10 protein-coding genes are annotated in these 23125 nt (G+C 54.2%); 7 read left to right on the forward strand and 3 right to left on the reverse strand.

Annotation, left to right across the window (positions count from 1 at the left end; translation table 11 throughout):
• The first annotated feature begins 161 nt into the window (after positions 1-161).
• Positions 162-14897, forward strand: coding sequence for a fibronectin type III domain-containing protein (locus ACTCIA_RS09395; protein WP_463001555.1), 14736 nt, complete (start codon positions 162-164; stop codon positions 14895-14897).
• An 11-nt stretch (positions 14898-14908) separates the two neighbouring features.
• Positions 14909-15559, forward strand: coding sequence for a HEAT repeat domain-containing protein (locus tag ACTCIA_RS09400; protein ID WP_463001556.1), 651 nt, complete (start codon positions 14909-14911; stop codon positions 15557-15559).
• Positions 15560-16787: 1228 nt separating this feature from the next.
• On the opposite strand, the gene ACTCIA_RS09405 is transcribed toward ACTCIA_RS09400, so the two are convergent.
• Genes ACTCIA_RS09405 through ACTCIA_RS09415 form a run of 3 tightly spaced genes read right to left on the reverse strand, consistent with a single transcriptional unit; the run spans position 16788 to position 17589 of the window.
• Positions 16788-16994, reverse strand: a complete 207-nt coding sequence (locus ACTCIA_RS09405; protein WP_463001563.1) for a Txe/YoeB family addiction module toxin — start codon at positions 16992-16994, stop codon at positions 16788-16790.
• A gap of 31 nt (positions 16995-17025) precedes the next feature.
• Positions 17026-17229 carry a prevent-host-death protein gene (locus tag ACTCIA_RS09410; RefSeq protein ID WP_463001557.1) on the reverse strand — a complete coding sequence of 68 codons (204 nt, stop codon included), beginning with the start codon at positions 17227-17229 and terminating at the stop codon, positions 17026-17028.
• Positions 17230-17241: 12 nt separating this feature from the next.
• Complete coding sequence (locus ACTCIA_RS09415) at positions 17242-17589, reverse strand: helix-turn-helix domain-containing protein (protein ID WP_463001558.1); 348 nt, start codon at positions 17587-17589, stop codon at positions 17242-17244.
• 167 nt (positions 17590-17756) lie between these two features.
• Here ACTCIA_RS09415 and ACTCIA_RS09420 point away from each other — a divergent pair, with 167 nt between their 5' ends.
• From ACTCIA_RS09420 to ACTCIA_RS09440, 5 genes are all read left to right on the forward strand, one after another.
• Positions 17757-18059: a hypothetical protein gene (locus tag ACTCIA_RS09420; protein ID WP_463001559.1), complete on the forward strand. Its 303-nt coding sequence runs from the start codon at positions 17757-17759 to the stop codon at positions 18057-18059.
• Complete coding sequence (locus ACTCIA_RS09425) at positions 18016-20691, forward strand: CHC2 zinc finger domain-containing protein (RefSeq protein WP_463001560.1); 2676 nt, start codon at positions 18016-18018, stop codon at positions 20689-20691. The genes ACTCIA_RS09420 and ACTCIA_RS09425 overlap by 44 nt, the downstream gene beginning before the upstream one ends.
• Positions 20692-20885: 194 nt before the next feature.
• Complete coding sequence (locus tag ACTCIA_RS09430; protein WP_463001561.1) at positions 20886-21851, forward strand: tyrosine-type recombinase/integrase; 966 nt, start codon at positions 20886-20888, stop codon at positions 21849-21851.
• A complete protein-coding gene (locus ACTCIA_RS09435) occupies positions 21848-22765 on the forward strand; it encodes a tyrosine-type recombinase/integrase (RefSeq protein WP_463001562.1) in 918 nt (305 codons plus the stop codon). Before ACTCIA_RS09430 ends, ACTCIA_RS09435 begins: the two co-directional genes overlap by 4 nt.
• A gap of 197 nt (positions 22766-22962) precedes the next feature.
• On the forward strand, positions 22963-23125 hold a 163-nt coding region (locus tag ACTCIA_RS09440; RefSeq protein WP_463001564.1), incomplete at its 3' end, for an RHS repeat domain-containing protein.

The following is a 23125-nucleotide window of genomic DNA, read 5'->3' on the forward strand; positions in this document are numbered from 1 at the left end:
TGGCATCAGGGAGGATCCGTGTTTTTTTTTCAATATTTCAAAAGCACTCTTTTCCCGGCGGCAACAACTTTAATTGTGGCTATGGCTTGCATGTTGTTTGCATTTCCACTGACTGCGGCAGCACAGGATGACTCACCCCCGCACCCGTGGGCAGCGACCTGGTGATCAACGGTGAAACAGACGGTATTTCCGCTTTTTTGGACTGGTCCGCCTATGATGCGCAAAGCCAGGAAGGCGTCGCAATCTATATGATTTACGCGGAAACAGAAACCTTCAGCGCAGTGGACGGTCTTCAGGCAAAAGCCACGGTTTCCGCAGAAAACCAATCCCATACCCTGGACGGTCTGGAGCGCGGCGAAACCTACTATTTTGCCGTTGTCCCGGTTGATGATGCCGAAAATGCACATACACAAGTCAGCCCTTTGGAACCGGTAACACTTGTTGACACCACTCCGCCCGGGCGTGTTCACAAGGTCCGGGTGGAGCAGTGCCGGGAGACCTCCCTGACCATTATGTGGGATCATTGCCCCAACAGTGACAATGACCTTGAGAACTACCGGGTTTGTGTCAATGACGAGGAAACCGGCACTCTTATTGATCCTGAACAAAACACCCTTGAACTCACCGGCCTGTCTGCCGCGAGCAGATACGAGGTGTCTGTCTCGGCCATAGACAGCAGCGGCAACGAAAGCTGGCCCGTTACCATTGACTGCGCAACACTCCTGGACAACCCGCAAAACCTGAAAATAACCCCTCATTACGGCAGTTTCATATTGTCATGGAACGGTGTGGGGCCTGCAGACCTGGTTCAGCATTACGCGATATATATCAGTCAGTCCCCGTTTGATTCTGTGGCGGAAATGGAGCCTGTAAAAATCGTATCCAAGTACTCGGTTCCCAATAACAAAACAACTGTTTACGGACTGGAAAGCCGGAACACATATTACGTTGCAGTCACCACTGTCAATATATCTCACGGAATACAAACGGCTGTGGCAAGCCAGGCAGGCACTCCGCTGTTTGCCACCGTGGTCAGCGGGGATATCACCGAAAATACCACCTGGACAGCAGAAAACAGCCCGTATGTGGTTTCAGATGATGTCATCATACGCCATCCAGAAACCAGCAAAGAGACGGCCGTATTAACCATCGAGCCCGGCACTGAAGTGCGGTTTGCCCCGGGTACGGGTTTGTTTGTGGGTTATCATGGAGAATTTGAAGGAAATGCCGGCAGCCACCAGGGAGCCCTTTCAGCAGCCGGGACACCCCAGGCGCCCATTGTTTTCACGTCAAACGGCGGCATTTCGGATTATGAAATCATTCCGGAAGCCGAATTGTTTGCTGAATCCAGTCACCCTGATGCAATGCCCGGGCCCGGAGACTGGAAAGGGATATATTTTTCGGATCAGACAGATGATGAAAAAACACTGCTTGAAAATTGTACGGTTGAATACGCAGGATACAGGGAGGCGGCAATGACTTCCCTGGGTTCTTCCGATGCAGGCTATGACTATGGAGAGTATTACCACAGATCCAATATTTATATGGAAGATGCGTCTCCAACCCTGATTGCAGACTGCACAATTAAAAACAGCAGCGGATACGGCATTTATCTTAAAGATTCTTCCCCGGTGATTGACGGATGCATCTTTGAAAACAACGGACTTAGTGGGATTTTTGCTGCCGGGGATTCGTATGCACAGATGACAGGAAATTATTTTCTGGACAACAATGGCGCCTGCATCACAACAGCCCCGGATCTTTTAAGCATGGTCGCGGACAACTCGGGCTCAGGGAACCGGACCAATGGTATTGAAATCAGGTCCGGAAGTGTATCGTCGGATGAAGTGATCTGGCGAAAACAGTCTCTTCCCTTTATTGTTAGCGGTAATGTGACCGTTGGCCATTCGGATGCCAGCGGTGATACAGCGACGCTAATTATAGAGCCTGGAACAGAAATCCGGTTTGATAGGCGGTTTACGGGGTTGTATATCGGTTATCATGAACAACAAGGCCCACATTCAGGCGCTCTTTCGGCAGTTGGCACGCCTGAAGATCCCATTGTTTTTACTTCCCATTCCGAGACTCCCGGTATGGGTGATTGGGAGGGGATCTATTTCAGGGAGGAGACGGATGATGAATTGACCCGCCTGAAGCACTGCCGGATCCAATACGGGGGAAAGACCAATGATGCCAACCTGTATTTTGACAAAGCTGACCCGGGTTTCATATCGGATTGCAAAATAGAGTACAGCAGCAAGCATGGCGTATACCTGGACAATGCTTCTCCGGCAATTGATAATTGTGTTATTGCAAACAATCGCAACGACGGGATATATGCGGCCGGAAATTCTTATGTCAGGGTTGAAAATAATGATTTTTCAAACAATAAAGGCGCCTGCATCAATACACATCCGGATCGTAACTTTAACATATCAGGCAACACAGGCACAGGCAACGGCATAAACGGCATCCGGATTCAGGGCGGATATATAGAATCCAAACAAGTGACATGGAAGGCACAGTCCCTTCCTTTAATTGTCACGGATGATGTGACCGTACACTATCAGAAGTTCAACAGGGATACGGCAACTTTGACCATAGAGCCCGGCACGGAAATTCGATTTGACCCGGGAACACACTTGCAAATAGGAAGAGGCTATACCTGGTACGGACGCAAGTACAGCTATTACGGCGCGCTTTCAGCCGTCGGAACCCCTGACGCGCCCATTGTCTTTACCTCCAATGCTGATACGCCCGCCCCGGGTGACTGGGGTGGGATACGTTTCAAAGACCAGACCGACGACAATGCCTCCAGGATTGAACACGCCCTTATTGAATACGGAGACATGGAGGGCAACATTTCTCTGTACAAAGCCGCCCCGGTCATCCGCAAAAACACCATCCGGGCGGGAAACAGGGGGATTTATGCAGGCGAAATCGGCAGCAGTTCCGCTGTTATTACCTGCAACAACATCTCGGAAAATATGGACGGTATTTATATATACAGCAATGCAAGTCCCCAAATTGAAAACAACAACTTTCTGGGCAACATCAATTACGGCATCTATAACAACAGCGAAAGCATCCCGGCTGAAAACAACTGGTGGGGGGACCCTGACGGCCCGGGCCAGGGCGGGGATGCATTTTACGGCGAGGTGGATGCAGTGCCTTTTCTTGCCGCAGAAAGTGAATGCAGCACTGTATCTGATGCAAACGAGTCCCCGTTTGCACCGGCATCCCCATCACCCGCAGATGGAGAAACAAAAATCCGCGTAAAAGAAGAGGGCGCATCCATTCCTGTCACACTTTCCTGGCAATGTACGGATCCCAACCCTTCCAATACGCTTTTATTTGACCTGCGGCTGGGCCCAACCAGGGAAAACATGACCCTGGTAACGGAAAATGCAGAGTCTTTGCAATACACGGCCTCTGACCTGGAAGAAGGCACCACTTACTACTGGCAAGTCACGGCCCGGGACAATCATGGCACGGAAACCAGGGGACCGACCTGGTCGTTTACCACGCACGGCGAGCAGCCGGATCTGGCGTTAACCAATATCTCCTGGAATCCCCCGCAAATCAGTGCCGGAGAAAGGATCACGCTCACCGCCCGGGTTGAAAATACAGGAGGCGGCCCGGTGGTTGATCCGTTTGAAGTGCGTTTTCTTGTTAATGACATGGAAATACACACGGCAACGGTTGATCAGATGCTACGGGTAGGGGACGCGGTTTCTGTTGAAGCTGTATGGACTGCAGGCCACGGGGATTGCACCATAGAAGTGGTTGCAGACAGCACGGATGTATTTTCCGAACCTGATGAAGAAAACAACCGCCTGGTTGAAAATCCGATCTCTGTTCAAGACGATGCCCCGCCCGTGGTCAGAGCAACGGTCCCCTCAGACGGCGCCCGTATTCAGGAAGCCCATCAGATCATCATCGTACTGGAGGACAATTACGGTCAGGTCGATGATGCGGCAGTAACAGAAAGCCTTTTCCTGGAACACGGCCGCAACGGTCTGATTTCCGGCAGCATCTCAGAATCAGAGGACACATTTGCTTTTGTACCAGACAACCTGCCTTTGCCTGCGGGCACTTACTCGGTATCCTTTACATCCGCGGACATGGCCGGAAACACGCGGGAGCACAGGTTTACATTTGTCATAGACAATCAGGAGCCCTCTGCTGCCCTGGTCACCGGGGGAAGTGTCTACAGCGGAACCATACAGGCGCGGCCGGCAAGTAACCAATCAAACACGGCCCTGATCACCCTGGAAGGCACGCGGGATGCCGGCACCGGCGTGGTGATAAACGGTGTGACAATGGCCCGGCCCGGAGTCGGGCCAGACTGGAGAAGCCAATACCTGTTGACCGAAGGCGAAAATGCCATTGAAATCCGGCTTAAAGATGAAGCCGGCAATCCGGGGCCGGCCGTTTGGGTCGATATTCTTCTGGACACCACCGCCCCTGAAGTAACCGCCGTGGTACCGGAAAACAACACATTTCTCAGCGCCCCGCCACCGTCTGTAACGGTTGCAGTCAACGAACCAGGAGCGGGAACGGACCTTGACAACAGCTTGCTCCGGGTACAAAACAGTGATGGCAACGTTGTCAACGGGCAATGGGAATTGATAAACGACCATGACCTGCGTTTCACGCCCGCCAAAGTATTTTCAGACTCGCAGTACACGGTTTCCCTGCAGATCAGGGACAATCTGGAAAATCAGGGCCCCTTGCAGGAGTTCACCTTTACCGTGGACACAACCGCCCCTGCCGCACCTGAAATCTTCCCCGTAACCTCTCCGACCGATAACCCGTCACCCCGGATCAGCGGCACAAAGGAGAGTCTGGCTGCCATAAGGATCAACGGGGAAAACAGGATCGATCATACGCAAACCACATCCTGGGAGCATACGCTTTCCCTGGCAGACGGTTTGAATATGTTCACAGTAAAAGCCGTGGACCGGGCCGGAAATGAAAGCAAACCCGCGGAAATTGCAATCGTTTATGACGATGTCTCCCCGCTGCCCGTGGAGACCCTCGCTGCGGATGGCGACAGTGACGGCACTTTCGCAGTCCTGGATTGGACCGGTTATGACGAATCACTGCACGGCGATATCGATTATTACCGCGTATACATTAGTGACTCCGAATTCCACGATGTCTCTGACATGGAAGAACCCCTGGACACGGTGGATGCCGGGACGTTCACCTACCAGGCAACAGGTCTTGAAAAGGGAGAAAAATACTGGTTCGCAGTTGTGGCGGTGGACAAGACCGGCCTTTCAGACAATTCTGTAACATCAGTATCTGCCACGATTGCTGACGTGGTGCCCCCGGAAGACGTCACTGAACTCACGGCCGATTCTTTTGAAGACAGACTGGTTTTTTCCTGGACCGGATCAGAGGATTCTGCAAAAGACCTGTCCGGCTACAGAATATATTTTGATGGAATCCAGCAGGGCGAACAATTTCCCGAGGACCAACGCACCTGGGAGGCCACAGCCCTTTTGCCGGCTACCGGATATGGGTTTAAAATCACTGCCGTGGATGAAGACGGCAACGAAAGCACGGGGGCTTCAATCACCGGCGCCACCCTGCTGGAAAACCCCGCAGATTTGAGTGCAGAAACCTTTGATGGATATGTCAAGCTCAACTGGGGGCATTCAAGTCCATCAGATCTGGTGAGTCACTATGCCGTGTATGTCTCTGCCACGGATTTTGACTCAGTCTCCGGGATGTCGCCCGCAGTGACCGCCAATGAAACTTCCGCCAAGGTAGCGGGCCTGGATAACCTCACCCCGTACTTTTTTGCTGTTACTGCGCTTAACATTTCAGACGGGGAAAAGACCGGGGTGTCCACGATTACCGCAATCCCAACCGATGATGAATCCGGGCCCGGGATTGATTCCATCACGTTTGGCCGGGATCCCTTTGCAGACGGCGGACGCATTACCGAATCCGGCGTTTTCCGGGTCGAGACATCAGATCCCGCGGGCGTAAGCAGGGTGGAATTCTACATGGACGGAGACCTGAAATGCAAGGACTACAGCCCGGTCAGCCAGTGCCGTCTGGATATCCATTCCATTGAAGACGGAGAACACACCCTGCGCATTGTGGCTTATGACAGCCTGGGCAACACCCGGACCGTGGAATATACATTCACCATCGAACTGGCACCGCCCCGGACGCCTGTTATCCGGTTTCCGGAAGACGGATATCTGACCAATGACCCGGAACTGGTGGTGGCCGGCACTGCTGAAAAAAAAGCCGTGGTGAGCTTCCGCGTCAACGGCAATCAAACCGGCAACACTGTGGAAACCGATGAATCCGGGCATTTTGCCGGCCGTATCAATCTCGCGGAATGTGAAAACACGATCACCGCCCGGGCGGAAAACCGGGCCGGGGCAAGCGATTTTTCAGATGCCGTCACCGTTGTCCTTGACACCGCCATTCCTGCGGCCCCTTCCGGTCTGACGGCAAAGGCCCGCGAGACCGGAAGGATTAGGCTGTCCTGGAACGCGGTCAATGCAGAAGGTATTGCCGGCTACCATCTTTACCGGCACACCGCTTCTTTTGATTCGGTTGCGCAAGCCGAACAACTGACCCAATCCCTGATCAGAACCAGCTCATACACCGATCTGCCGGACACGGACGGCACCTATTTCTACCGGGCCACCGCCGTGAGCGAAGCCGGAAATAAAAGCGCTCTTTCCAACCAAGCCACTTCGGTATCGGACAGCCAGGCGCCTTATGTGATTTCCATTTCCTATTCCCCCCAGGGCGCCTATGATCCTGAAACCGGGGCCATGGCCCCGGGCCGGGTGGATGTTTCCATGGAAGTCAGCGAATCGCTGATGGCCATGCCGTTTTTAAGTATCACCCCGGAAGGCGGCACTCCCATCCCGGTTGAGCTTTCCGGGGTATCGGATACCAATTATACCGGATCTTTTACCATATTGGAATCCACGTCCTCTGGCACAGCCTGGGCGGTCTTTTCCGGCAGGGACAAGGTCGGCAACCGCGGCACGCAGATCAGCGACGGCGGTTCTGTGGAAATAGACACCCATGCCCCGGAAGTCACACGGTTAAACGTTTTTCCGGCATCGCCCATCAGAAACGACGATCAAGCAAAGATTACGGCCGTGTTGGGTCTTGATGAGCCTGTTGCCGACGGGCAAACCCCGCAAATTCAATACCGCCTGTCCGCCAAAGGCAGACAGGCCATGCCCGTGGACGCCCTGTCTGAAACCGCGCCCCAGGCAGATGACGCCCAGGCCTGGCAGGTGGAATTTCTTTTGCCTGCAGATGGCGGGCTGGAAGAACCCGAGATCCTCTCCTTTGTCTACGAGGGCACCGACCATCTGGGCAATACCGGCAGCACCATATCCGCGGACAACGCCTTCCAGGTTTACCAGGGCGAATTGCCGCCCCTTGAAACACCAACCGGCTTTACCGGAACTCCTCTGCCCGGCGGGGAGATCCGGCTGAGCTGGCAGCCGGTAGCCGGTGCCGCGGGCTACCAGCTCTTTCGCATGGGCCCGGAAGAAGATGAGATTGCAGCCCACGGGGATCTCCTGGAAGATTCGTGCGAGCAATATGTTGATTCCACGGCTGCAGACGGCATTTATACCTACGCCATAGCCAGCATCCGGCAGGAAAATGAGCAGACATCGCAGAGCGCGCAAAGCGAGCCGGTGGCGGTCCGCGCAGATTCCCAGGCCCCGGCCGCCCCGCAGGATCTTTCCCTGAACCTGGCATCAAACGGAATTCACGCAGCCTGGACATCCCCCGGATATTCGGAAACCGTCACGTTTTCGCTTTATCGCTCACAAGCAGATGAAATAACAAGCCTGGAAGGTTTAAGTCCGGTTGTCAAAGGCATTGAAATGGAAAACACCTCGGTGGTGGACCCCGATCCCTCACCTTCGGAGCACTGCTACGCAGTGGCGGCAGAAGATGCGGCCGGCAATGTTTCAGAACCGTCCAACAGCGTTTATCTCAACTTTGAACTGCTGCCCGTGGCAAGCATGACAGTGGAGCAAACCGACCTGCAGCCGCCGGTGCTTTCCTGGACCCATGCAGGCGGGGTTGCCGGATGCAACATTTACCTGGGCCAGGGCGAAGGCCGGCAGCAGCTAAACAGCGAACTCATTGCAGAGACCGCGTATACCGACACCGGGTACACCGAAGATGAACGCACCTACACCGTGGTGGCAGTGGATGAAAACGGCCATGAAAGCCTGCCGCGCACCATTACCCTGCCGCCCGTGGAATTCGAACCCGCACCGGATGCAAAGATCCGGCGCGGCATCATGAATGCCGTTGACTATACAATCACCAGCAATGCCTCTGCAGAAATACCTTCCGCGCGGCTTCACGCGGAAGTAAACGGCCGTGACCACGTATCCGAAACCTTTTCCATGTTGCCCGGCCGGACAAAAACCGTTCCGGTGGTTGTGGGCGGATATGACGACCTGCCGGATATTGCCGATGCCGCCGCCACCCTGGAAATCACCGAGGAACAAAACGAAACCATTCGCATTTCCCGCACAGGCACCCTGGAAGTGGCAGACGGCATGCTTGAACTGCGAATGGCCGCGGAAGAATTCACCCGCGGCGGTACCGGCGCAGTCCGCTTTACCCTGGAAAACACCTGCGACGAGCCCATTGAAATCATTACCGCGAAAAAATCCGGCAAAAAACCTTCAGATGAAATCATCGTTTTTCTGGAAGACAAAGACGGCAATGTTATTGCTTCGGAAAATTTTCAATGCGCCACAGGAGAGGATGTCGTCACTCTGGCAAACGGCAATACTGTGGCCCGCCTGGCCCCGGACGCGTCTTTTGCCGCCGCACCTGTGGAACTGACCGTGCCCGGCGACGCGCCCGACGAACTGACCGCCCGGGTCTTTATTGAAAACATATATTACCACCATAACCGGACCGATGAAGTGGTCATGGCGGGCATGAGCGCCAGAACCGGGGTCAGCCTGGTGGATACCGCCTATTACGGCGAAATTGCCGACGTCTCCCCAAAAACCTCCACCGGTGACACGGATGTTACCATCACGGGCCGCGCCATTGACCGCGATACAGACGCGCCGCTGTCCGGGGCCTCATTGAACCTGGTGATTTCAAATGACGGGTTTGAACGTGAGCAGACCGTCCACACCGATCCAGACGGCCGGTTTTCATATCCGTTTTCCCCGCTTGCCGGCGAATCCGGCACCTACAAGGTCTGTGCCGTGCACCCGGACCTGACAGAGCGGCCCGTGCAGGCGCAATTCGTGATCAGCCGGGTAAGCCTGGAGTATGCCGGCTATAAGCTGACCATTCCGCGCAACTTTGAGCACACCGTCTCCGTCAGGGCAACCGCGGGCATGGGGACCACGGTGAATAGCCTTTGCTTTGAATACCATGCAGAAGACCAGCCTGACGGGGTCAAGCCCGAAGGCGTTCATGTCACCTGCGGGGATGCCGTGGATGCGCTTTATTCGCAGCAGACCGCCAACGTGTCCTTTTCCGCCTGGGCGGACAACAACGCTGATGCAGAGGGCCGGTTTGTGCTCCGCCTGGTCAGCGACGAAAACCCGGACGGATGGCAAACCCTGCCCGTGGAGTGCCATTTCAGGGAGGCCGCCCCGGCCCTGTGGTTTTCCCCGGATTACGTTGAGACCGGCACCAGTATGGGAGATACGGTCACTGAAACCGTCACCCTTGAAAACCGCGGCACCGCTGCATTGGAAGAGGTTTCAGCGGAACTGGTCAACCCGGACGGCACGCCAGCCCCGGACTGGGTCTATCTCACCTCATCCGGGGATATCGGGGACATGGATCCGGAAGAAAGCCGCGATCTGGCAATCGTGTTCGCCCCGCCTGAGACCTCCCCGGAAGGAAATTACGAGTTCCGGCTCCGGGTGCAAAGCGCCAATTTTGAAACCACGGACATCAACCTCTATGCAGCAGTCACCATGTCAGGGCAGGGCAACGTCCTGTTCAAGGTCACCGACCTGTACACCGGCACCCTGGATGAGCAGGGAGAGCCGATCCAGGGCCTGGAAAACGCCCGGATCCGCCTTCAGAACGAAGAGGTTCTCACCGAGGAATACACCGCAGCCACGGACGCACTGGGCGAGGCCATGCTCACCGAAATCCCGGCCGGCCGCTACAAATACCGGGTCCGCGCAGACAGCCACCAGGAAGAAATCGGCCGCATCTGGGTCAAACCTGGCATTACGGCCACAGAAGAGGTTTTTCTGGAATACAACCTGGTCACCGTGGAATGGGAGGTCACGGAGACCACCATTGAAGACAAGTACGATATCGTGCTCACGGCCACATACGAAACCGATGTGCCCGCGCCCGTGGTGATGATCGAGCCGGCCTCTGTCTCCCTGCCGGACATGGAAGCCGGTGATGTGTTTTGCGGCGAATTCACTCTTACCAACCAGGGCCTGGTGCGCGCAGACGAGGTCAACCTGGCGGTTCCGGAAGATGACGAGTACTTCAGATACGCGTTTTTAACGGAAGTGCCCGACAGCATCGAGGCAAAAGAGCGCATCACGGTGCCCTACAAGGTGACCTGCCTCAAGTCGCTTGACCCGGAAAAAGGTGATGATACCGGCGGGGGATGCCATTCTTACGTAAAATGCGCGGTCGTTGATTACAAGTGGGTCTGTGCAAACGGAGAATGGAGCAAATCCAGTGTACGGCACTGCTGGACTACGGCCTACGGCTCTGACTGCGGCGGAAGCGGCGGCAGTACAGGCGGCGGCGACTGGGGGGCGGGCGGCGGCGGAACCGGCGGCTGGGCCGGCGGCAGTTCTCCGCCTGCCACGGAAATGCCCGGCACCCAGTGTCTTCCCGAATGTGAAGACGAATGCTGTGAATACGCATGCTGCGATCCGTGCGAGACCCCGGACAAATGCGAGATGGCCTGCGAGGATGTTGATTCTGCCATAAACCTGATGTCAGGCGAGTACGCAGACGAGGTAACGGATTTGTCCGTTAAAGTGCCCGGCGGCACGGTGGCAGTAAAGCGCATGATCGAGGCCGGCAATATCCGGCGCTCGGGAGACGAGACCATAGAGTCGAGCGCAGCCGGGTTTTTCCATGCAACCCGGCTGCTGCTGGATTCCTGGAGCAGTGACAGCCGGCTGGAGAAAATTCATTACAAAGGTTCCTCGTATTCAACGTCCGCAGGCCCGTCATCCGGGGCCTGGGCTGACATGACAGATTCTGGCGAAAAGCAGATCGCCCGGGTCTATACCTTTGGCACAAAGACGCTTACCCGCACCGGCGAACCCGGTGCCTGGCAGTGGCGCTGGCAGGACATTCGGGGCAACTGGAAGCGCTTTGACGTCCACGGCCGGCTTCTGGCATACGGCGACCGCACCGGCACCATTGCCGAACTTGCTTACAGAAACGACAATCCCCAAAACGGTGTCAGCGGTGTTTTTGACAAAAACGGCAGGCAGGTGCTCTGGTACGAGTATAACCCGGACGACCGGATTTCCGCTGTAGAAGACGCGGCAGGCCGCCGTGTGCAATACGCTTACGGCACCTCTCCGGGCCAGGACCAGACAGGCGATCCCATCCCTGCCCCGCTTGTATCCGTGACAGACGCGCGCGGCAACGAGACCCGGTATGAACACACCGACCGCGGCCTTGCCATAACTTATCCGGACAACGGGGAAAAGCAGATCAACTGGGATCGCGAGATCGGTGTGATAACATCCATTACCTACAGCGACAAGGGGACATACGAGTTTGCCTATGACTACAGCTCAAGGAAAAAAGAGCGCTACACCATGATCAAGGCCCCTTCCGGCATGGTAAAAGAAATCTGGTACAGCCCGGAACAGGGATATGCCAAAACCGCGATTAACGGCGAAATCGTGGAGCAAAAAAAGTTCCGCGATGAGGGCCGCACGGTTTTGATCACGGATGAAAACAAAGAAACCACCCGCAAGGAATACAATGAATGGGGCCGGCTCACCCGGGTGCTTTATCCGGACGGCACAGAAGAGATTACCCGGTATGACAACGACCTTCACAAGCCGGTGCGTAAAATAGACGAACGCGGTATTGTCATGAAATACCAATACGATTCTGCCGGCAACCGGATCCGCAAGACCGAGGCAGCCGGCACCACCGACGAGCGCGTGACCGAATACACCTATGATGCAGACGGCAACCTCACTGAAACCCGGATCATCGGTCCGCCAGACATTGTCACCACCATGACCTATGACGAATACGGCAACATGACCAGCATAACCGATCCTGAAGACGGGTATGTGGAGTTTAAAGACCATGATATTACGGGCAATCCGCAAACCAAAATCGATGCCCGGCAAAAAGAATGGTCCTATGCTTATGACGCCGCCGGCAACCTCACGTCAGTGACCGATCCTATGGAACACACCACATCCTACGCGTACGACGCTGCCGGCAATAAGATCAGGGAAACGCCGCCCGGCGACGGCGCGGAAATCCTCTATGAGTATGACACCCGGGGCAACATGACAAAACAGACCGTGGTCATGGACCCGGCAGATGGGTCCATGAACCTGGTTACCCGATACGAGTTCACCCCTGACGGAAAACTTGCCCAAATGACCGGGCCGGAGGGCAATGTCACCAGGTATGAATACGACACCCGGGGCAGGCTGGTAAAGCGCATTGATGCAGCCGGCAACGAGACTGCCCTTCAGTACAGCTCCGGGGCCTCCGGCTGCTCCACCTGCTCAGGCAGCGCCGGGCAGCCCACAACCATCGCGTACCCGACCTTTGAAAAGGAATTCGAGTATGATGCAAGGGGCAGAAAAACCGCGGAGCGCGATCTTGCCGAAGGGTACCCGGAGACCGTTTATGAATACGATCCTTCCGGCAACCTGGTCTCCAAGACCGACAAAAACGGCCAGAGCACCTATTACAACTATGACGCCCGCAGCCGCCTGATCCGGGTCACTGACCCGGCAGCAAGCCAAACCTCCTACACCTATGACAACCGGGACAATCTCGTATCTCTCACCGACGCAGAGGGCAACACCACTGCATTTGAATACGACGCAAACAACCGCCTTGTTAAAGAGATCCGGCCCGAAGGAGAAGAAACTTCCTACGCATATGACGCGGGAGGCAACCTGGTTGAAAAGATTGATGCCAAAGACCAAAGGACCCACTACGTCTATGATGATGCCGGACAACTGGAGCAAATAAATTATTATGCCGCATCCACAAACACCACGCCGGTCAAGACAGTGGATTTTTCCTATGACTCCATGGGCAACCTCACCGGCTATGACGACGGCATCACCTCTGCAAGCTACGAGTATGACCAAGCCGGCAGGAAGGTCTCTGCCACGGTTGACTTTGGCGCATTTGAAAAGACCTATTCATACACCTATCTCAAAAACGGCGCAAAAAAGCGCTTTACCGCACCAAACGGGGTTACTTACGGGTACCAGTACGACAACAACCGGCTCACCGGCGTGGAGATCCCGGATACGGGATTCATCACCATAAACGAATACACCTGGAACCGCCCCGCCTCCGTGACCCTGCCGGGCGGTTCCACCCGCAGCTACGAATACGATGCCCTGATGCGGATCAAACAGATCACCGCCAAAGACCCGGCAGACAACGATATATTGAATTATCAGTACGATTATGACAGAATGGACAACATCACGGATAAAATCACCGAACACGGCGATTACGGCTATGATTACGATGACATCTACCGCCTCACCCATGCCGACAACCCGGAACTCGCAGATGAATCCTTTACCTACGACAGCGTGGGCAACCGCCTCACCTCAGCAGACACCTCCGGCTCCTGGGATTATAACCAAAACAACGAGCTTCTCGGATATAATGACATCGAATACGACTATGATGCCAACGGCAACATGACAAAGAAAATCGCAGGCGGAGATGTCACCACCTACGTCTACAACACCGAAAACCGCCTCACCGAGGTCTGGGAAGGCGAGCCCGGCACATGCAGCCTGACTGCCGTATACTATTACGACCCGTTCGGCCGCCGCCTATGGAAGGAAGTAAACGGCATCCGGACCTATTACATGTACGCAGACGAAGGCCTTGTGGCAGAGATAAACCCCTCAGGAACCGTCACCAAATCCTACGGCTGGCAGCCCGGCTCCACCTGGGGCACCGATCCCCTGTTTATGGCAGAGGATAGTGACGAAGACGGGACCATAGACTATTACTTCTACCACAACGACCACCTCGGCACGCCCCAGAAGATGACCGACCCCAGCGGCGCGGTGGTCTGGAGCGCGACATACAGCTCATTCGGTGAAGCGCATGTGGATCCGGCATCAACGGTGGTGAATAACTTGCGATTCCCGGGCCAGTATGAAGATCAGGAGACGGGCCTGCATTATAATTTTCATAGATTTTATGAACCGAGTTTGGGAAAATTTTTTAGAGTTGATCCTTTCGGCCTGAATGGAGGGACCAACCTTTTTGCATACAGCCAAAACAATCCAATTAATAGTTTTGACTCGTATGGCCTAAAATGTATTATAACTTATAGTGATGCGTTCCCTTCTGGCGAGCCACTAAGAGAATGGGAAGAAATAACATATGATGGGAAACTTCAAGCCATAATTCTCTATGCAAGTCTTGAATTTTGGGTTAATAGAAAGCTACCTTTTCGTATTCCAATCCCTCCAGAATGGTTTACATATAGAGAAATTCATCAAATTGTGGCCGTATATAAATTGTACAGAAATTACTTTGAAACTTGTTATGATGACTGCACAGGAGAAAAAATTTCTGGGCCAAAATTCATCTTTAAAGGTGAAGATGGAGGGACTGAAGAGGTCATTTTGGATGAGTGGACTGTAGAAAAAACTTTATAGAATATTTGCTTATGTCAATTAGAAAAAAAAAGGTTGTCTTTTTTAGTATCCCAATATTTTTTGTTGGGCTTATCTTTTTTACCTCTATTAATAGTGAAAAATTTCTTTGCTTAATAGCCGGCGGTTCTGATGTGCCATCAAAACTGCATTATTGGGCCATAGAAAGAATGTTAATATTATATGATAAAGGCGAAGATGTAGGAGCACCAATTTTAAAAGCCTTAAAAAGTAATGAAGACAATGAAATTGTTGATGTATATATAAAAATATTGGGCTTGATTGGCGAAAAAGAGGCAATAGGGTATCTCAACAAGGTTTTTATCAAGGCTTTAAACACTCATGATCCAAGAGGATTAACTTATCCTATAGTGAATAGCTTTGGCCTGATGGGTAACGACGAGATTGTTCCATTTTTAGAGTACCTACTTGAAAATTACAAAAAATTCAATATTAAGGCTACAAAATTTTCAATTGCAAGGTCATTGTTTTTACTCACAGGCAATAAGTATAAGTATATCAAATCAAATGGTTCTTGTGGGTATTTTGAGCCAACAAGGGCACTTGTGAATGCCCGGGATATAATAATTTCGTCAGATAACCGACGCAGAACGTTTGAGGAAATGGTTGCATTAGATAAGTTGTTTAGGCCTCCAGAATGGTGAGAGTTGAATTCCAGTGAATACCGTAACACCAAGGGCGGGCTTGGAATTCGAATTCTGGAAATTCCGATAACAACTCCCGAATTCGTGTTCAAATCGAACGCAGGTCCGCAGTCGTGTTGTGGGTGTCGGTTTTTCGGGCAATTAGCGGAATGGACCAATCTTAAAGCCCGAAAAACTCCCTCAACCAGGCGAGCTGCGGAACAGGTCAATTTTAATGCCTGGTTTCGGGACTTTTTGCGCCACCCCCGCAAAAAGCGCACACCCATTCCGCTGGCCCACCTCGCCTCGGGCCGTGCCCCTCCGGCAGCCCCTGCCAGTTCGGGCTTGTCCAATTTTTTGCATCATCGCAAAAAGCGGCGCCGGGCGGGAGGTGCGGGGATCCCGCTTTTCCGTCACCGTTTTTGCTTTTTTGCCATTGCAAAAAATGCGCCAAGCCGGGGCCGTGGCTTCGGGCAGGGCTTTTGCAAAAGAGCCGGCGCCAGCGGAAAAAAGGTGCGCCCCACGCAATCAATCTTAAGCCCGCCCCCCGACCACTCCCCGTGGCGGCCGCTTGTCACGGGCCTTGCAGCTTCTCTGCCCTGTCCACGTCCGCCCCGGCCGTCATCCCTGCTTACTTTCTTTTTTAACTGCCCTTGCGGGCAAGCCCCGCGCCAAGCCCCCGCCCCGCCGGGCGGGCTCACCCCTCTGCCTCTGCTTTAACTCTTTTACGGGTTTTTGTTCCGTGCTGCGTGCTCAGGCTCCGCCCGCCAAACAACCGGCGGGCTCCGCTTCTTGCGCTCGCAGCGGCAGTTAAAAAAGAAAAGATTGCCCGCCCAAAACAACGCCAACGGCCCACCCCGGCCGTCATTGCTCGCGGATGCGTCCAATCCAGATAAAAATTGATCCATTACCTTATCCGGGGAGGGTGGCCGGGAGAATGATAAAAACAGCCGCCGCCGCTTTTGCCGGGGCCGACCGCCCTGCCTGGCGGGCCGCCTGCCCCTGATGACATAATCAGAATTATCGGTTCGTTGCTGCCACAATTTTTTTTAAGATGACGCAACGACCGATAATTAAGTTTTGATTATGTAAGAAGATGCAGGCGGCATGACAGGCAGGAACGAAAGACCGACGCGCGGCGGCTACCTTAAAGGGTGGCGGGTGGGAATAGATATAAAATCAGCCGGGCTCCGCGCGCAGGATGCGAAGCCCGCCAGGGCGGAGCCCGAGCACGGAGACCTACCGCAGTTTAATAATGATAACGGCAGGCCAGTATTCTTATTGTGTCTTTGGTGACTTCATAGACAAGCCGGTGTTCCTGGTCAATCCGTCGTGACCAGCAGCCGGAGAGTTCATGTTTTAACGGTTCCGGTTTGCCGGTGCCATGAAAAGGGTCGCGCTGAACCTCTTTGATCAGTTTGATGATGCGAAGGGCTTTTTTGCGGTCTTTTTCAATCCATCAGGACAGATCTTCGAATCCGGCGGGATCAAACACCAAGCTTTTTGCAGGCGTCGTCAAAAGGGATATTCTCCTTGCGGTTCCTGGCTTCCAGCAATCGTTTTTTCATGGTCTCGTTTTTAAGGAGATAGGCGGTTTCTTTTTCTGCCTGAATCTCCTGCCAGAGATCAATGGGCACAATCACAGCGGTGACATTGTTCTGTTCGTCAGAAATGTATTGAATCTCTCCCATATATAATCCTCCTTACTGCTGAACGGAGTAGGTTTTTCTTGCTTTGGCATCCCTTAGCAGGCTGTCGATGACGTGGACAATCGTTTTTTTGTCCTCGCCCTCGAGTTTTTCTATGGCCAGCAGCCTGTCAAGTATGGCCCTGTCTTTAATATCAGCCAGATCGCCGGTATCGTCAACAAGGTAATCCAGGGTTACCCGAAAGATTTTTGCCAGCTTTTTGGCCACTTCGACCGAGGGCATCATCTCGCCGCGTTCGTATCGGCCGATGATAGGCCCGCTCGTGCCGATTTCCTTTGCCAGTTGCTGCTGGCTCCATCCCTTGTCTTTTCTCAAGGAAAGGATTTTATCGCCTATGGCCATGATGTCACCTAAAAATATTAAATACGATAGATTTGTTATGATTTTTTTTAATTATTGGGCATTAAAAAGTAATAGTCAAGCCTGAAAAGTATTTGACAGGATAGAATTGATTGGTTATAAAAGACACGTTTTGGTGACAAAAAAAATTTAAAAAGGAGGTGATTTTTTTGACCTCATCCACCATGGAGACCACTGACATCTTCCGCGGGGCTTTTTACCTGTGCATGGGCGGGCACCTGGAGGACATCCGGTTTGCCGGCAACGGCAAGCAGATTGCGTCTTTCATGTTCACCGGCCCGGACCTGGCCGAGCATGACCGGGCTTACCGGGACGGCCACGCCCTGGTCAATCCCTTGCAGTTCCGGGAAGCGTTAAACCATCTGCGGGACATTCTGTTTAATCATTTGAGAAAACGGGAGACGAGATATGATAGAACAAGAAAAGATCGACCATATCAAAGCCACGGTTGATATGAAGGCCCTGGCCGAGGCCAGATGCATTAAATTAAAAAAGAACGGCCGGGGATACTTCGGCCTGTGCCCCTTCCACGATGATCACAATCCATCCTTATCCGTCAATCCCAAGACCAACCTGTGGCAGTGCTTCGGCTGCGGGGCAGCCGGGGACGTGATCCGCTTTATCGAACTGTTTGACCAGGTAGATTTTAAAGAGGCCGTCAACCGGCTATCCGGCAACGGCCACACCACCAGAAAAAAAGCGGACAAACAGAAATCCCTCACCCAAACCGCCGCCAACCCGGAACCCCGACCGCCGCAAGTGCTCACCGCCGAACAGCTCAAGCTGTTTAACCGGGTCATCGATTTTTACCATACCGCCTTTGGCGAGGACAACCGGGCCAGGATTTACCTTGAAGGCCGGGGCCTTAAAGACACATCCCTGCACGAAGCTTATAAGACAGGCTTTGCCAACGGCACCTTGTTAAACGTGCTGCCCCAGAATGGCGGCATTACCGAACAACTCCAGGCCCTGGGCATATTAAACGACAAAGGCCATGAATTTTTTTACGGCTGCGTCGTGTTCCCGGTGTTTGATCAAAACGGTGACCCCTGCGGCCTGTACGGCCGCAGGCTTGAAAGTATGGGCACCGGGGCGGATCATTTGTACCTGCCCGGCCAAAGACGCGGCGTGTTCAACTGGCAGGCCGCCAAAGCCCATAAAGAACTGATCCTGACAGAATCGATCATCGACGCTTTGACCCTGATCAACGCCGGCATCAGCAATGTCATCCCCTGTTACGGCACCAACGGCCTGACAGATGATCACCTCCGCCTGTTTAAAGAGCAGCAGACAGAAACCGTCCTGATCTGCTTTGACGCGGATGCATCCGGCCAAACCGCTGCCCAAGCGGCCGCCGCGACCTTGCAGGCCGAAAACATCAGCTCGCAGGTTGTTGAGCTGCCGGAAGACCGGGACATCAACGATTTTTTTCTTTTAACTGCCGATCCGGTCAAGGCGTTTGTCGCCCTGCTGCCGCAGTCTCCGGCCGCTTCCGAAAACCCGCCGGCATCCACAGAGAGCCTCACCCAAACCGACACCGGCTTTGTCCTGGTCAGAGACGGCCGGACATACGACGTCCGGGGCCTGGTCAAAAAAGAGACCAGACTCAAGGCCACGGTCAAGGCCGTAAAAGGCCAAGGGGCCGGCCGCCGGGTCTGGCCGGACACGGTGGATTTTTATTCTGCCCGGTCCCGGGCGGCCCTGGCCAGGGGCCTGCGTGATCTGTTCGACGCTGACGAGCCTACCATTGACAATGATATCCAGCGCCTGCTGGCCCTGGCAGAAAACAACCATCCCCTAAAAGCCGACGACGCGCCTGACCAGGAAATGACCGAGGCAGAAAAAACCGAAGCCCTGCGGTTTTTGCAAAACCCGGACATGTTCGGCGAGATACTGGCCGACATCGAGACCCTGGGCTATACCGGCGAAGCAATGAACAAGCTATTGTGTTACGTGGCGGCCGTGTCCCGCAAGACCGAGCATCCCTTGTCCGTGATGATCCAGTCCCGAAGCGCGGCCGGCAAATCCTTTTTACAGGACACCATCTTGTCCTTGATGCCGGAAGAAGACAAAACCAAGTACACCCGCCTGACCGACCAGGCCCTGTTTTACACTGGCCGCCACAGCCTGAAACACAAAATCCTGGCCATCGAGGAGCTGGACGGCATGAACGGGGCCATCTACGCCATCCGCAGCATCCAGAGCGCCAAACAGGTGGCCATCGCCTATACCGGCAAGGACGCGGCCACGGGCGAACAAAAGACCTTGGAAAACATCGTGGAAGGTCCGGTCATGGTCTTTATCACCACCACCCAGGTTGATATTGACGGCGAGACCGCTTCCCGGTTCGTGTTCATCTCCGTGGACGAATCCGAGGCCATGACCAAGAAGATACTGGATAAGCAACGCCAGAGCCATACCATGACCGGCATGGTCAACAAGCTCCAGGCGGACGCCATTATTAAAAAGCACAACAACGCCAACCGATTATTGAAACCCCTGCACGTGTTCAACCCCTATGCCGAGTTGTTGACCTTTACCAGCAAATCTTTGCGGGCCAGGCGCGACCATACCAAGTATCTGAACCTGATATCGGCCGTGGCCTTTTTGTTCCAGCATCAGCGCCAACCCCGGACCATGACTGTGGCCGGCCAAACCCTGAAATATATCAACGTCACCCTGGCTGACATCGAGCAGGCCAACCGGATCGCAGATGAAGTTTTGGGCCGGAGCCTGGACGAGCTGCCCCCGCCGTCCCGGGCCCTGCTCGGCCTTATCCGGGAGATGTGCCAACAGCATACCGCCGATAAAAGCGAGCTCGAGGAATACCACTTTACTCGCAAGGACATCCGGGAGTACAGCGGGTGGAGCGACTTCCAGGTCAAGACCCACATCCGGCAGCTGGAGGAACTGGAATACCTCTACGCCGTGGCTGGAAAAAAGGGCAAGGAATACGTCTACGAACTGATCGTGACCGAGCCTAAGGACACCCCTTTTTTGCCGGGCTTAATCGACATCAACCGGTTAAAAAAACAGGCCAAGGCCGCCGGGATAACAGATGACCCGCCCAACCTGGAGGGGTAAAAATGCGACCTGGAGGGCGGATTTTATAACCTGGCGGGTAGTTGGCGGCCACCTGGCGGGCCGGGTATTGTCCCTGCCAATCCCCGCATGTCAATCGTTTACAAGAAAATGGCCGCAACTTCCAAGCTTGGAAAGCAAAGAAAGCCCCCCTTATATCAAAACCGTCATCATATTGATATCAGAAAGGAGAGCATATGAATAATACAGATGATCTGTTGTTCGCCTTTGGCGAGCACCTGAAAGTCTTAAACCGCAGCCCGGCCACGGTCACCGCCTACACCGACCATGTCCGGCAGTGCCTTGATGATCTGCAACCACAGGACATCAAAACCGTTACCACCGCCATGATAAAGGCCTGGATCGCTGATTTGTACGACTACCGGACGCCGGCCGGCAGGCCTTACAGCACCGGCACCATCTGCATTAAAATCCGGGCTGTGAAACGGTTTTTTGAGTTCTTGACCGCCACCAACGTGATCTTTATCGATCCCGCCGAGACCGTCAAGGAGCCGCAAAAAGACAGCCGGATTATAACCGCGCCCACTGCCGGGCAGATCAACACTGTCCTGGAACAACCCAACCTGGCCACGCTCCTTGGCATCCGGGACCGGACCATCATGGAAGTGTTTTACTCTACCGGCATCAGAAAGGCCGAACTGTGCAGCCTGACCATCTATGACGCCGACGTGACCGGGCGCATGCTGCGGATCAACCAGGGCAAGGGGCAAAAGGACCGGGTGGTTCCCCTGGGCAAACACGCCGCCCGGTTTTTAAAAGAATACATCAGCCGGGTCCGGCCCCATTACACCAAGAAACACCCGGCCAACCGCTTTTTGTTCGTGGATAAGAGCGGCCGCCGGATCCGCCGGCAGGCGGTCCAGGTGATGATCAAAAAATACGTCCGTCAGGCCGGCATTAAAGGCCGGGTCGGCCCGCACCTGTTCCGGCACGCCTTTGCCACGGTTTTGGTCAAAAACGGGGCCGACATTACCGCCGTGCAGAAGATGCTGGGCCATGCCGACCCGCGCACCACCCAGGTTTATATCAACTCCCTGGGCCTTGACCTGAAAAAAGCCCACCAGCAAACCCATCCCCGGGAAAAGGACCGGATCGACCGCCGCGTCATCGCCCCGGCCATAGAAAGGAGGCACCAGAGATGAAGGCTTTGCTTGAAGAATTTGAACAATCCTTAAAAGCCTTAAACCGCACCGGCCGCACCATCAGCGAGATCAAACGAAAGGTTCACCTGTTCCTTGATTATCTGGCGGCCCGGGACATCCACGATCCCGCCCGGATCACCAAAGATGTCATCCGGGCCTGGCAGATCGACATTTACCAGTCCTTGACCGCCAGGGGTGAGCCGTACACCGTGGCTTATCAAAACAGCCTGATCGGGGCCGTCAAAACCTTCATGGCCTTTTTGGCCGACAGCGGCTATATCGTGGCCAACCCGGCCCGGGATATCCGGTACGCCAGGCAGCCCCGGACGCTGCCCCGCAGCATCCTGACCCTGGCTGAAATCAGAAAGATCATGCGCGCCCCGGACATCAACAGCGTTATCGGCTACCGGGACCGGGCCATCCTGGAAGTGTTTTATTCCACCGGCATCAGAAAGACCGAGCTGCGGAACCTGAGCTTGTCCGACGTGGATTATCATGACGGGTTTTTGCGGGTCATGGGCAAGGGAAGCAAAGAGCGGATCGTTCCCCTGGGCCGCATTGCCTGCCGGTACCTGGAAAACTACATCAAGAGCGTCCGGCCGGAACTGATCCGGGATCCTTACGAAAACGCCCTGTTTTTGTCCTCCCGCGGCAACCGCCTGAATCATAACGCCGTATGGGTCCTGGTCAGAAAGTACGCCCAAAAGGCGAAAATCAAAAAGCCCGTCCACTGCCACACGTTCCGGCACACCTGCGCCACCCTCATGCTGCGCAACAAGGCCGACATCCGCGCCATCCAGGAACTGCTGGGCCACAGCACCCTGACCGCCACCCAGGTATATACCCGGGTCAGCATCAACGACTTAAAAGCCGTTCACGCCCGCTGCCATCCCCGGGAAAAAGACAAGCGATAGCCTTTTTCTTTTTAACTGCCCCAAACCCTTTACATATTTGATAGGCCTGATATAAACGGACAAGCATCAAATCCGCCCTGATACGACTACGAAAAATCAAAAAACAGCGGAAAAACCGTTCTTTGATACAAGCGAAAAATGGGGGATAAAAACCTGATTATAAAAGGAATCGGGTCTTTGAGCGGAGAGACCTTAACGTGATCCTTTACCACAATGACCACCTCGGCACCCCCCAGAAGATGACCGACCCCAGCGGGGCGGTGGTCTGGAGCGCAAAATACAGCTCCTTCGGTGAAGCCCATGTGGATCCGGCATCAACGGTGGTCAATAATCTGCGGTTCCCGGGCCAGTATGAAGATC

Source organism: Desulfosalsimonas sp. (genome assembly GCF_055149105.1).